The following is a 14,651-nucleotide window of genomic DNA, read 5'->3' on the forward strand; positions in this document are numbered from 1 at the left end:
TAATTTATGAAGCACATATTTTTATTTCTTGCATTTGTGGGCCTTTTGGTTTTAAAAACCAATGCGCAAACCAGGCATGAAAGCACTGGCTGGTTTTTGTTTATGAACAATACAAAGCTGACTGAGAAGTGGGGCTTTTATGCCGATTTGCAGCTGCGCTCCGGTGACAAATGGGCAAATGTCAGGAATTTTATGTTTAGGCCTGGAATTACCTACTATGCAAATTCAAAGAATGAGATTACGCTCGGATATCTGTTAAATAATACTTATTTACATGTAGAAGGTGTGTCGGATAATGTACTCAATGAGCACAGAATTTGGGAGCAATATGTGTATAAACACAAACTGAATACAGTAGCGTTTTCTCATAGATTTAGACTGGAACAGCGCTTTATTGACCGATTGGGAAGAGAAGATTTATTTGCGCAAAGATTCAGGTATTTTGTGCGGGGTATAATACCTATAGCTAAAGATGCAAAGTCTTTTAATGAGGGCCTTTTTGTAGCCCTGCAGAATGAAGTGTTTTTAAACCTGCAAAATAAAAGTCAGTTAAATGGGGATGTATTTGATCAGAACAGGGCGTACGTAGCCTTGGGCTACCGTCTTAGTAAGAAGTTGGATATAGAAGCGGGTTACTTAAACCAGGCGATAAAAGGGGCTGCTGCAAATACAGTTAATAATGTGCTGCAGGTTGCTGTATACACCCGTTTCTAGTCAGAGAAGTTTTGTTTTGAAAATGTTACGGAACAAATTTTTAAGGAATTTGTTCTGAATAAGTAAATTAAAATTGAGTTTAACCAAATGTATAAGTATGAAGAGATTCTTTAAAACGAGCGCTGTAATGGCAGCAGTATTAGTTTCTACACTAACGGTGAAAGGACAAAAAATAGACCATCAGGAACTAAAAGTGGATGTAGCACAACTTTCCAATTCCTTTCATCAGTTGAGAAATTTAGAGCCGATAGCTTTTAATTACAATGTGCAAAAATACAAACATCTTAATTTGCCTGCCGGACAACAATATGGCTTTGCGGTAAGCAGTTTTAAGAACGAATTTCCACACTTGATTTTTGAAAATGCAAAGTTTTATAATGTAGGTAAAAACGATACCAGGGTGGCTAAATACGATGATGTAAAGTCAGAACAATTGATCCCATTATTGGTGTCTGCCGTGAAAGAGCAACAAGTACAGATAGAACAGTTAAAAAAAGAACTTGTTGAATTAAAAAAATCGAGATAGTTTTTGAGATAATTAAATAAAAAATGGGAAGGCTGAAATGAATCGGTCTTCCCATTTTTATTTTAGTCCGCTTAATTAAACAGCGTCAATTGCTTCACGTAATGCTTTAGCAGCAGCAGCAGGATCTTCTGCGCCATAAATTGCAGCACCAGCAACAGCTACAATTGCACCTGCTTTAATGACATCAGACACATTGTTGATGTTTACACCACCCGCAATGGATACAGGCACACCTGCACGGGCAGCCTCGTCAATTAACACCTGGATAGAATAACCAGTAGTCCATTGCTCGTCTAATCCTGCATGAAGTTCTACAAACTCAGCACCCAGTTTGGTAACTTCCTGTGCACGTTTAACACGGTCAGCAACGCCAATAGTATCCACAACAACACCTTTATTGTGTGCTTTCCCTGCTTTGATGGCTCCTGCAATGGTGGCATCACCGGCAGCACCCAATACAGTTACCAAATCAGCACCTGCTTTAAAAGCCATGTCTGCTTCCAGTTCTCCGGCATCCATAGTTTTTAAATCTGCGAATACCAGTTTATCTGGATAAGCGGATTTGATAGCTGTAACTACCGCCAAACCTTCTTGTTTAATTAATGGAGTACCCAGTTCGATGATGTCAATATATGGAGCAATTTTAGCAACCAGTGCCAATGCTTCTTCTGTAGATAATAAGTCTATTGCAACTTGTAATTTAGCCATGATATTTGTTTTTATATGTATTAATAATTGTTTTTTTTCGTTCAATGTTCTATTCCAGGTTGGCATGTCTTTTCCATAGCTCTTCCGCCGGACTGCCATCTGCATCCCATAGGGTCTGGAAAATAGCGTCTGTAAGCAACAACAAGGCTTGTTCAAATAAACTTCCGGCGTATTGCAGGGAGATGGTTTTACCATGATCTTGTTTTTGGGCTGCCGGTAGTATAACCACCAGTTCCGAAAACTTTCCCAGTGGAGAATCAGTCGTTGTAGAAATAGAAAGCACCTTTGCACCGACAGAAACGGCCTTTTCTGCCGCTTTTACAATTGTGCTTGTTGTGCCGGAGCCCGAAGCGGCAATTAAGATATCCCCTTTCCCGATGGCTGGGGTAGTTGTCTCTCCTGCTACAAAAACCCTAAGTCCAAAATGCATCAGGCGCATGGCGGCAGAACGTAAAGCTAAGCCAGAACGACCAGCACCAATTACAAATATGCGATGGTTTGGTTTGAGGTATGGCAATAATTTGGCTACCTGATTAAAATCTATTTCCTTGGCAAGTTTAACTTGTTCCTGTAATATCAATTCCAGATTGGCTTGTAATGCAGTTGCCTTTTCCTTTTCTTCCATTTTTTAAAATTATGGCTCAAAAGTATTGGCTCTTTTACTAGTAGGGGTTATACATTGTGCGCATAGTATGGGATAATTTGGAAATGCTTGCTCTGGTTTATCATTGAAATGCCATCAAAAATCAGATATGGCCGATAAGTACACCTTAATTTCCTAATAGTCCAATAGGGTGATTTGCTTGACCTTAATCTTATCAATATTTTATATTGGCGTATGTAGTCACATTTGCTATATTTGGCTATCAATACTAAAATTAAAATGTCAGATCAGAAAAAAGAAATATTTGAAGGTGTAGCCCAAAGGCTTAAAATAGAAGGCTTTAATGTGGTTAGTTATGACGATACTCGCCCATGGGGTGGTTTTTTTGTAATAGATGAAGCTCAGGCACAGCAATTTGCTGATGTTTACTTTAATGGCTTAAATGTTGAAGATTTAAAGATAGGTGGCAAGTTAAGCCCTAAAATATTGGTTGTTGGTCCGGAGAAACGCCTTTCATGGCAATATCATCACCGCAGAGCAGAAATATGGCAAGTAGTAAGTGGTACAGTGGGTGTTAAAACCAGCGATACCGATGAAGAAGGTGAAATACAGAAACTAGCACCAGGTAACACCATTAAATTGAACCAGGGCGAAAGACACCGCTTAATTGGTTTGGAAGATTGGGGAATTGTTTCTGAAATTTGGCAACATACAGACCCGGAACATCCTTCTGATGAATCGGATATTGTAAGGGTACAGGATGATTTTGGAAGATAAAACTACAGGTCGGTGATAACACCGACCTTTTTTTTGCTACTTTTGTAGCAGTACACCAAATGCCTTTATGATTATATTAATTTTTTTCCTGTTACATTGGTTCCTCTCACTCTTTTCACAAACTTTCTTTCTTCATCGCTATGCATCTCATAAGATGTTTAAGATGAATGGTTTCTGGGAGAAATTCTTTTACACCATTACGTTTTTAAGTCAAGGATCCTCGTTTCTCAACCCTCGCGCGTATGCCATTTTACACCGCATGCATCACGCCTATAGCGATACTGAGAAAGATCCGCATTCGCCGCATTTTGTGAAAGATGTATGGGGAATGATGATTCAGACCAAAAATATTTATCTCAATTACGCTAAATTTAACAAAGAACCAGAAGAGCAGTTCCGTGACAATTATCCTTCATGGCCTATTATTGATAAAATTGGCGACAGCTGGTTAACAAGATTTTTATTTGTAAGTTTTTACGTATGGTTTTATGTAACCTTTGCTACAGCCTGGTGGATGTTTCTACTCTTGCCTGTACATTTTTTAATGGGGCCATTACATGGTGCCATTGTAAACTGGTGCGGCCATAAGTATGGCTATTCAAATCATGATAACAATGATCACAGTAAAAATTCTTTACCACTTGATTTTTTGATGATGGGCGAACTTTTTCAAAATAACCACCATAAAAAACCAAATAGTCCAAACTTTGCCAGCAAGTGGTTTGAATTTGACCCAACGTACCCAATTATGAAAGCCATGCATTGGATGCGTATCATCAGAATCAGAAAGATTTAAGTTCCGGGCAATATTGGGTGTCTATCCAGCGTTATCTGGCTTTATTCATATTCTTTCATGAGAAAACTTTCATGCTTTGTCTTTTTACTATTTGCTGGTCAATTTGTAAAAGCACAGCAAATAAAAGCGCTTACGGGTGTAGTTAAAGAACAAAGTGGTACCCCGGTTAGTGGGGCAGGGGTTATTCTTATCGCGGGAACAGATACGCTTAAAGCTGTAACTGATACTGCAGGCAAGTTTACATTCGCCAATATCAAGCTATCTAAAATTGGTTTAACTGTTCGGAGTATTGGATATATACAATACAAACACGATTATGACCTTCCTAAAGGAAAGGATGTAAAGCTTGATCCTGTGATTTTAGCAGAAGATAGTCAAACACTACAAGATGTGGTGATAAAGGGGAAAATCATTCCAGTCAGGATAAAAGAAGATACGCTGGAGTATAATGCCCTTGCTTACAAAACGCTGCCCAAAGACCGTGCAGTAGAGCTGATTAAACAGTTGCCCGGTGTGCAGATTGATAAGGATGGCAATGTAAAATCGATGGGTAAAACTTTGACTAAGATCCGTGTAAACGGAAAAGATTTTTTTACAGGTGACGTCAAAGAATTTATTAATAAGCTGCCTGCAGACCTTATTGCTAAGGTACAAATGATTGACGACTATGGTGATGAAGCTCGTTTAACTGGAATTAAAACCGGTAATCCGGTAAAAATATTAAATCTGGTCACCAAGGAGAATGGAAACGGTGGGGTTTTTGGCAATGCCCAGGCAACGCTTGGCACCAATAAGCAGTATGGACTGGATGGAAGTGCAAATTACTGGAGGGGCCAAAAGCAAATGTCTTTCAATGCCAATTTAAACCGGCAGGATAACGGTGCAGGAAAAAGTTCAGGTAACGTGGCTGCCGTTACCTATAATAAGCCGCTGAATAAAGAACTTAACATAATAACCAATTACAGCTACAATGGTAGTAACAACGACAGCAAATCCATCAATGCAGTTGAGACAAATAATGGCGACAATATTATCTATAATGAAAACAACAATACATCTACCAGCGGTACCCAAAATCACCGTTTAAATGCTGGTATTCTTAAAAGAGGCAAAAAGGAATTTATCACTGCAAACATTGCGGGCACATTTTCGGAGAATAGCAATACTGGCATATCTCAATCTCTTCAAACCATTAAAAGTAAAGATACAACGGGGCAAACCAGCAAGCAAGATTTATACAACAACAGCAGTAGTAAGGGACGTAATCCGACGCTGTCGGCAATGCTTAATTATACGAGAAAACTAAGTAAGCCCGGAAGAACCTTTGCTGCCGTATTTAACCTGGCCAGCAACCTTGCCAGTTCTAAAGATAATCTGGAAGACAGACTGGTTTACTACGACAAAAAAACTGGTGAGGTAACCAAAGATTCTTTACTAAACCGTCTGTTGGACAAAAGGAACAGCAATACCGATTTAAAAGCAAACTTTAAATTCTCGGAACCTTTAGGAAAGAAGGATTCGATCATTCAGCGGAACATTGATCTCACTTATGACTTTGGTGTTACGGGTACTCGTAATCGCCTATCAACCTTTGCAGGTGCGCAAGGGAATGTTAATCTGGTTGACTCCTTAAGTAACGCCTATACTACTTCTTTTACTGATAATAGTTTTAACATTAGCTACAGGTACAGTAACAAGAGATGGAGGTATACGCTTGGGGTAGTTCCACGGATAATGGTACTTAAAGGAAAATATGAAAATATTGCGGAGGGAATAGATAGAAGCACTTTTGCAATTGGTCCCGCTGCCAATATCAATTATAATATTGCGAGGAAGCATGTTTTTGACTTTAATATTTCTCAAACTACTGCTCCGCCTGCATTTAACCAGCTACAACCCGTAAAAGAAACGAGTAACCTTCAAAACATCGTGATCGGGAATCCTAATCTTAAACCTTCAGTAAATCAGGTTGCGATGTTAAATTATACCAATGTAAATGTGAAAGATGGTTCCGCACTACAAGTGGGTATTATGGCTAATCTGGTGCAGAATAAAGTAGTGACTAAAACCCTCATCATTACAGATAGCCTGGGCTTACGCCAGGAAAGCAGTTACGAAAATACCGATGGCGATTATACCATAAATGGTCAGTATTCATTTTCAAAACCATTTGTAGATAATAAATATAGTTTGGAAATGAGCGGTATGCTAGGGTATAGTAATAATGTTTTTTATGCGGAACAAATAAAAGGCTTAAATAAAAGCCTAAACCTCTCGCAAAATATATCCCTGCGGATGAGTAGAAAATGGCTGATGCTAAACGCTGGGGCCAGCTATAGTTTAACAAGTAATAAGTATTCCATCAGCTACGAAAATGGGGGCAACGTGCAGACCTGGAACTTTAGTTCTGATGCAAGGTGCATGTTTGGAGAATGGCTAAATGCCGGACTGGAAGTGTATAAAACGATAAATACCGGTTTCGCTTTAAGCAATTCGAACCCGCTGCTGATCAACATGAACATGGAAAAATTTCTGTTTAATAAAAAGGCCAGTATCAAAATAAGTGCTAATGATTTGCTTGCCCAGGGTAATAACCAACGGCGCATCGTGGCGGGCAACACCACTACTGACACCAGGACCAATCAGATTACCAGATATTTTACCATGAGTTTTAACATGCGTTTGGAGCAGTTTGGTCTTAGCGGCTCTTAATTGCTGGTTTAACTATCTTTGCATCCATGAAAGCGGAAATTCATAACCCAAAATATTTGGTTGCCATCGCATTTACGGTAATTTTATGTATTACGGGCACCACTTTCTTTATCCTCCGCCTTTTGGATCAGCGAATAGCTGGAGTTAACGAATTTACCGGAGCTAATGTTTACCGGCAGAAAGTAAATGTATTTAGGTACGAATTCAATAACATGCTTAAAGGGCAGGAAACCGCTGCGGCATTGTGCTCCCAATTGGGTGATGGGCCTGATAGAAGTAATTTGCAATTTACGCTCAGTACGTTGTTGTTATCGGATGCCAAAGTCAAACATGCCTGGTATGCAATTATTAATGGCCAGGACACCAGCATGGTTTACATTTCCAGAAAAAGCCAGGGCTTCTATAAAAGCACCATGCCCGGCTATCTTGCCGGATGGGTAAAACAACAGTTTTTGCGATCAGATACGGCAAAGCTGAATAATCAGTTGCTAAGCGTAAAAGATTCCCTACACTGGCTTACTGCTTCGAAATTGGTGCAAAAGAATGGTGTAAAACTATTGCTTGGACTGGATGTGAATATGAAGGACCTGCAGCATTCTTTTTATGGAATAGATGCGCGCGGTATGTCGTACGTTTTCATTGTAGATGACCGGGGTTTTTGCCTCGCACATCCTAATGATCAGTTTATTGGTAAGCAACTTTATCGTGCGGATAAACTTTCTATAATTCGGCAAGTACGCAAAGAAACTAAAATACACAATGAGCATACGCTCTCGGCTTACCTTAACCTGCCGGTAATCCGTTATTATATTCCAAACTTCATAGAAGGACTGAACTGGACCATGATGGTTGATATTCCTGAACTTGTAGTGGATGAAGATGTAGCGCCAATACGTACCTACTCTTTATACATGGCGTTAATTGCGGTTGGGATTATAGTGGGACTGATTTGGCTGTATCAGAAAAAATGGCAAAAGGAGCTTTTATTGAGGATAGAAAAGCAATCTTTAAGTCTCAGTGCCGCACAGCATCAAAAAGATAATGCTTTATTGCAGCTGGACAAGCTAAAAGAAAAAGTAAATCCTCATTTTCTTTTCAATTCTTTAAGCTCGCTAAACGCGCTAATTGCCCAGAATCAGGACCTCGCAAAATCTTTTGTGCTAAAGTTATCCCGGGTGTACAGATATGTTCTTGAAGCCCCGGAAGACGGATTGGCAACAGTAGGGGATGAACTCCGTTTTGTAAATGAATACTTTTTTTTAATGAAAATACGCTTTGGAGAATCGCTAAAATCGCTCCAAATAGAGGTGGATGAGCTACGGCTCAAAGAAAAAATTCCGTTCATGAGCCTGCAAACATTAGTTGAAAATGCAGTTAAACACAACATGCTTTCAAAAGCAAAACCTTTACAGATCACAATTGAAAGTATAGGTCATGAAATTATAGTGACCAACAACCTGCAATTACGAAAAGATGTTAAGGATTCTGGCAAACAGGGATTGACCTATCTGCAAAGTACGTATGCACACTTTGGAAACCGGCAAATGCGCTACGGTATTGAAGGTGATTTTTACAGGTGCCATTTGCCAGTATTGGCAAACTGACTATAAAACAGGACGACCCCTTAAGTTTGCACTAAAAGTTCACTCCTTAAAACTGCGCTTTCAATCCTATAAAACAACCAGTTCGCGGATACTGGTTTTATATTGTGCCAACTTTAAGCCATTTTAGATCATGATTTTTAATAAAACTTCATTTTCTCTGATACCTAAACTAATTTTATTGATTTTGCTGTTTGCAAGCGTTTTACAAGCACAAGTTCCTAAAAAGACACCTGGTAAATTCCCAAAAGCAAAAGTTGTGGTAACTAAAATTGCTGCAGATACTGTTAAGAAGAAAAGTGCAGATAGCAGCAAGAGTAAAGATCTAAAGAACTATGCGGAGCTTTTGAAAAAAGCAACAACAGTAAAAGGTCTTTTTAAAGTACATCAGGTAGAAACAGATTATTACTTTGAAATTCCGCTAAAATTAATGGGCAAAGATTTTCTGTTGGTCAATAAAATATCTTCTGTACCAATGGCCTTAAATGAGTCGGGTGTAAATAAAGGTATGAACTTTGAAAATAAGGTTATCAGGTTTTCGAGAAATAAAATCTCTAAAACTGTCTGGGTTAAAACCATTGTTCCTCAAATACAATCACCAGCAGGAGATGCAATTACAAAGTCTGTTAACGACAATTTTATTGGATCAGTAATTGAATCATTTAAAATTGAGGCTTACTCCCCTGATTCTTCAGCAGTAGTTATAAAAGTAAATAAGGTTTTTGATGGCACAGAAAAAAGTTTTAATGATGTTTTTGGTGGTTTAGGATTGGGAAGTTCTGCTAAAACGGCTTTATCTTCAATAGAAAGAATAAAAAGTTTTCCAAAGAACGTTGTTGTTCGCTCTTTGCTTACCACAAAATATAGTGACAATAATGGGAGTGTAGACATCAGTGTAGCTGTGACCACAAATCTTTTGCTGTTACCAGAAGAACCCATGCAGTCACGTTTCGCCGATAGCAGGGTAGGCTTTTTTAGCACACCGCGTTGGTACTTTTCTGACGCACAACATAAAATGGAAACGCGCGAATTGGTGACCCGCTGGCGCATGGAGCCAAAACCAGAAGATCGCGCACGCTACCTTAAAGGTGAATTGGTAGAGCCTGTTAAACCTATTATTTATTATATAGATCCTGCAACACCACCATTATGGAGAAAGCAGATTATTGCAGGAGTGGTAGATTGGCAGAAAGCATTTGAACAAGCTGGTTTCAAGAACGCAATTCTGGCAAAAGAAGTAGCTGATACTGCAGATTATGATGGAGATGATGTTCGGTATTCTGAAATTACGTACGCAGCTTCACCAAAAGCCAATGCAATGGGTCCGTCTGTTATAGATCCCCGGAGTGGAGAAATTCTGGAAGCTGACGTAGTTTGGTGGCACAATGTAATGACCTCCCTACAGTCCTGGATCCGGGTGCAAACCGGTGTAATTGATACGGGCGCCAGGGCTAACAAACTCTCTGATGAAAAAATGGCTCATGCCATTCGTTTTGTGTCTTCTCATGAAATTGGACATACACTCGGTTTAAAACACAATATGGGTTCGTCAGCATCTTTCCCTGTAGATTCCTTACGTTCCCCTTCGTTTACTAACCGTATGGGTGGTACTGCTTCTTCTATTATGGATTATGCAAGATTTAATTATGTAGCACAGCCTGAAGACCATGTAACTAACATTACGCCGCAAATTGGTATTTATGATAAATATGCCATTTCATGGGCCTACAGGTGGTTGGACGTAAAAGACCCACATCAGGAACTTCCTGTTCTGAGGGGCTGGATTGATCAACATGCTAATGATCCCCTGTATAGATATGGAGAGCAGCAGGATTCCAAAAATGTAATCGATCCAAGATCGCAGTCAGAAGATTTGGGTGATGATGCCGTAAAAGCCAGTAATTATGGACTTGCAAATTTAAAGCGGCTGATTCCACAAATTACTGCCTGGGCTACACCACAGGGAGAGGATTATTACCAGGCTGGTAAACTATATTTTGCTGCTTTAGGACAATGGCAAACCTACGCAGAACATGTTACGGCAAATATTGGTGGTTATTACCTGGAGAACCCTGTAGCTGGTGATGGGAAAAAAACATATACGCCTGTGCCTGTAGGTACGCAACAGCGTGCATTGGATTATATTAAGGCAGAGGTTTTTCGCATGCCAGATTGGTTGTTTAATAAAGAGCTGCTGGATAAAACATTTCCTTTAAAAGATTCGCCGATAGGCCCGTTTGAAATCGGCCCTTATGCGCTTCGCCGGGAGTATCAAAATTCTGTGTTATATAGCTTATTAAGCGAGGAGCGTTTATTGCGGATGTTTGAAATGGAACTGCTTCATGGCAAAGATAATGTCTTTACAGTAGCAACCCTTTTAAAGGAAATACGTACCTCCGTTTTTGAGCAGTTAAAAGGGAATGATCTTTCTATCACGGATAGGATGTTGCAGCAAAATTATGTGGATGTATTGCTGGTAAGTACGGATAAGATGTTGGAGAAGATCACAAAGAAAAGTTTAGCGCAGTCATCGATAATGAATTTGCCTCAAACTTGCGATCTTGGCTTGAACAAAGATTTGGAGGTGGATATAGACAACACAAGATCGGTCAGAAATATATTGGTTACGCCCATGAGCCGTATTTCGGCTGTTGCTTCTGCTAAACGCGGAGAACTGCTGCAGATTTTAAACTTACTGGAAAAGAGAAAAAATAGGGGCGATGAGGCTACTCAAGGTCATTATCAGGATTTAATATTGAGGATTCGCCAAAGTCTTCAATTGAATAAATAAAATAATATCAACTAAACAAAACACACAAATGAATAAAAAATTACTCTTAATACTCTTCCTGCTGGGCCTTGGCCTTGCTGGTTATGGTCAGAAGCAAACTACCCTTACCGGGCAGGTTCTGGACCAAAAGGATGGCTTACCTATTCCGGGTGCTTCTGTATTTGTAGATAATGCAGTAATAGGCGAAAAAAGCTCGGTGCCTAACGTCATTCAAAATTCAGCTATTGGTACAGTTACAGATAGTAAAGGTAACTTTACGTTAAACGTGCCAGAAGGCACTCAAAATGTGCGCATAAGTTACCTTGGATATAACTCTATTTTGGTAAATGTTGTTAATAAAACAAGAATTAATGTTTCTTTGATAGCTAGCAGCAACATACTGGGGGAAGTGATTGTGAATGGTTATACCAGTACTGCAAAACGTAAAAATACCACCGCTACTGCGGTATTGGATTATACGCAGATCCGCCAATCCGGGGTCTCGGGGATTGATCAAATGCTTGAAGGTCAAGTAGCCGGTGTAGCAGTAACTTCCTTAAGTGGTGGTCCATCATCGGCACCAAAAATCAGGATCAGGGGAACCGTTTCATTGAATGGAGGTCAGGACCCCCTATGGGTATTAGATGGGATTCCATTGGAGGGCACCAATCTTCCAAACAACCTTATGGATAAGGAAAACATTGATCAGTTGAGAAACCTGCCTATTGCTGGGTTAAATCCGGATGATATTGCAGATATAACCATCTTGAAAGATGCTGCTGCAACTGCTATTTACGGAGCAAGGGCGGCTAACGGCGTTATTGTTATCACTACCAAAAAAGGTAAAAAAGGTCCGGTAGCAATCAATTTCAGCGCGAATACTTTTATCGCAGAACGTCCGGATTTTAGTAAGCTTAACCTGATGAATGCTTCAGAGAAAATAGACTTTGAGTTGGGACTGGCGTCCAGATCAGATCTTACTTATCGTGAAAATCAAGGAGCTGTAACCCGAATTCTAAATTCAAACGGGGAATTACAAAATTACCGTACAAATGGATTCAGTGCATTAAGCTCAGTAAGTCAGCAGGCCATCAACAACCTTAGACAAAATAATACAGATTGGGGAAAGGAGCTCTATCAGTCTGCCCTTAACCAGCAATATACACTAGGCCTATCAGGGGGTAACGATCAGGCGACCTATTATTTTTCTGGTGGTTATTATAACGAAAAGGGAACAACAATTGGTACGGGGCTTGAGCGGTACAACATGACTTTAAAAACTGACTATAACATTTCAAATAAACTGAAGTTTGGGGCCTCTGTTTTTGCTTCAAAAACAAAACGTAATGGTTATTTAACAGAAACGGACGGTTATACTAATGTATCAAGATATGGACGTAACGTTAATCCTTACCAAATTGTGAGGAATGCAGATGGCTCTTATAAATACGATGAGGACATCTTTGGCGCCAGTAATTTATCTGGTGATGTATTGGTACCTTTTAACGTGATCGAAGAAAGAAATAATACGAGAAATACGCTGGACAATAAAAGCATAAAAAGTATTTTGAGTTTAGATTACCAGATCTATAAAGACCTGAATTTGCATTCAGAATTAGGCTTGCAGTTTGAAGACACCGGCGTTGAGAAATATGGTTCAGCTGATTCGTACTTTGGACGTAAATACAGAGAAGGTACAAGGTACTATAATTCAACTACAAAAAAGTATGAATACTTTTTACCTGTAGGTGGTATCATTCAAAATCAGCTGACCTCTTTTTTCCAGTACAACTGGAAAAGTTTACTGCAGTACAAAAAAGTGATTGCTGAAAAACATGAAATTGAGGCACTTGCAGGTACTGAATTTAGAAGGAACAATAATGAAGATATATTTACAAAGGGCTTCGGTTATAACGAACGCACTTTAACCAATCAAAACATTGCTTTTCCTGCTAATTCATCGGAGGTAGACAATGCAAATTATAGAACTTATCAAAAACTAAAGCTTGAAAATGCATATGCATCTTTTTACGGAACATTGTCTTATACCTATAACCGTAAATATACCGCTTACGGAAGTGTTCGTTATGACGGCTCAGATTTATTTGGGGTAGATCCTAAATACAAATATTTGCCTATTTATTCTGTATCTGCAGCTTGGAATGCAAATGAAGAAGATTTTGTTAAAAACATCAAAGCAATTTCAAACTTGCGTTTACGTAGTTCTTATGGTATTCAGGGTAATATAGATAAAAATACATCGCCGTTTATTGTTGGTGCATATGACAATGTTAGCATTTTACCTGGTCAGAATGAAAATGCAATTGTTGTAACCAGTCCACCAAACAACAAACTACGTTGGGAAAAAACAACAACCTTTAATGCAGGTCTAGACCTTGGTTTATTTAACAATGCATTACAAATTACCTTTGATTATTACAATCGTAACAGTAAAGACTTGATTGGTACTCAGGCGCTTTCATTAGAGAATGGTTTTGAATTTACCAATTCTAACTTTGCACAGGTAAAAAATAAAGGATTAGAGTTAACTATTTCTACCAGAAACGTCAGCAACAAACAATTCCAATGGTTCACTGATCTAACTATTGCGCATAATAAAAGCAAAGTAGTGAGAGAAAATGTGAGAGACAATCAGTATACCCCTTCTCGCGAAGGTTATCCAGTGAATGCGCTGTTTGTATTAAAAACGTCGGGTTTAGATGCCAATGGAATTCCTCAATTTGTTAAAGACGGACAAACCATTTCTCTGGAGAATTTCTATAAGTTATATGATCCTTATGCAGATATATTCCCGGGTGAGTTGACAGCCAGTGCATTGACCAATAAGGATTTTCGTAATTTGTTTACCTATGCCGGTGATAGAGATCCAAAATATACAGGTGGGTTAACAAACCGTTTCCGATATGCTAATTTTGATCTTGCAGTTACTGCAATCTTCAATATCGACCAGATGAAGCTAAGCGCTCCTATATATAATCCTACAATGGTAGACCGTGGGATGAATTATTCAAGAGAGATACTGAATGCCTGGACACCGGGAAATACCAGCGCAACATTACCGCAAATCTTTGGTCGTGATACCGGTGACGGCAGCAGATGGATGGCTTATAACTGGTTGAATACTGGTGATCCGGTAAATACCTATCAAAATCTGGATATTTTTGCAAAAAAAATGAGTTATGTGCGAATCAACAGCATCCGTTTGGGCTATAGCCTTCCTTCTAAAATTGCAGGGAAAGTAAAAGCGAATACGCTAAGGTTTAGTGTAGAGGGAAGAAACTTGTTTGTATTTGGTACGAACTATGATGGTTATTTTGATCCCGAGACCTATGGCAGTATTTATGCGCAGCCGATTACAAGGAGTATTTCTATTGGTTTAAACGCAACATTTTAGGTGATGACCAGAGGACTAATTATAAAGA

The 14,651-nt window shown here is 39.2% G+C and carries 10 protein-coding genes; 8 read left to right on the forward strand and 2 right to left on the reverse strand.

Annotation, left to right across the window (positions count from 1 at the left end):
* Nucleotides 1–6: 6 nt before the first annotated feature.
* Both LPB86_RS08200 and LPB86_RS08205 read left to right on the forward strand, forming a co-directional pair.
* Nucleotides 7–714 carry a DUF2490 domain-containing protein gene (locus tag LPB86_RS08200; protein ID WP_230642278.1) on the forward strand — a complete coding sequence of 236 codons (708 nt, stop codon included), beginning with the start codon at nt 7–9 and terminating at the stop codon, nt 712–714.
* Between the two features lie 97 nt (nt 715–811).
* Nucleotides 812–1,240, forward strand: coding sequence for a tail fiber domain-containing protein (locus LPB86_RS08205; RefSeq protein WP_230642279.1), 429 nt, complete (start codon nt 812–814; stop codon nt 1,238–1,240).
* Between the two features lie 75 nt (nt 1,241–1,315).
* Here the strand turns inward: LPB86_RS08205 and hxlA are convergent, their stop codons facing one another.
* On the reverse strand, nt 1,316–1,948 hold the full coding sequence (gene hxlA, locus LPB86_RS08210; protein ID WP_230642280.1) for a 3-hexulose-6-phosphate synthase: 633 nt from the start codon (nt 1,946–1,948) through the stop codon (nt 1,316–1,318).
* Nucleotides 1,949–1,997: 49 nt separating this feature from the next.
* Complete coding sequence (hxlB, locus tag LPB86_RS08215) at nt 1,998–2,573, reverse strand: 6-phospho-3-hexuloisomerase (protein WP_230642281.1); 576 nt, start codon at nt 2,571–2,573, stop codon at nt 1,998–2,000.
* A 258-nt stretch (nt 2,574–2,831) separates the two neighbouring features.
* On the opposite strand from hxlB, the gene LPB86_RS08220 reads away from it, so the two are divergent.
* The 6 genes from LPB86_RS08220 to LPB86_RS08245 all read left to right on the forward strand — a co-directional run bounded on the left by LPB86_RS08220 (nt 2,832) and on the right by LPB86_RS08245 (nt 14,623).
* A complete protein-coding gene (locus tag LPB86_RS08220; protein ID WP_230642282.1) occupies nt 2,832–3,329 on the forward strand; it encodes a phosphoheptose isomerase in 498 nt (165 codons plus the stop codon).
* 67 nt (nt 3,330–3,396) lie between these two features.
* Entirely contained in the window at nt 3,397–4,125 is a 729-nt protein-coding gene (locus LPB86_RS08225; RefSeq protein ID WP_230642283.1) for an acyl-CoA desaturase, read from the forward strand.
* Between the two features lie 57 nt (nt 4,126–4,182).
* Nucleotides 4,183–6,837, forward strand: coding sequence for an outer membrane beta-barrel protein (locus LPB86_RS08230; RefSeq protein WP_230642284.1), 2,655 nt, complete (start codon nt 4,183–4,185; stop codon nt 6,835–6,837).
* Nucleotides 6,838–6,863: 26 nt separating this feature from the next.
* Nucleotides 6,864–8,441, forward strand: coding sequence for a histidine kinase (locus LPB86_RS08235; protein ID WP_230642285.1), 1,578 nt, complete (start codon nt 6,864–6,866; stop codon nt 8,439–8,441).
* 130 nt (nt 8,442–8,571) lie between these two features.
* Complete coding sequence (locus LPB86_RS08240; RefSeq protein ID WP_230642286.1) at nt 8,572–11,229, forward strand: zinc-dependent metalloprotease; 2,658 nt, start codon at nt 8,572–8,574, stop codon at nt 11,227–11,229.
* 28 nt (nt 11,230–11,257) lie between these two features.
* Entirely contained in the window at nt 11,258–14,623 is a 3,366-nt protein-coding gene (locus LPB86_RS08245) for a SusC/RagA family TonB-linked outer membrane protein (protein WP_230642287.1), read from the forward strand.
* The last annotated feature ends 28 nt before the right edge of the window (nt 14,624–14,651 follow it).

This window comes from Pedobacter sp. MC2016-14, assembly GCF_020991475.1.
Taxonomy (GTDB): domain Bacteria; phylum Bacteroidota; class Bacteroidia; order Sphingobacteriales; family Sphingobacteriaceae; genus Pedobacter.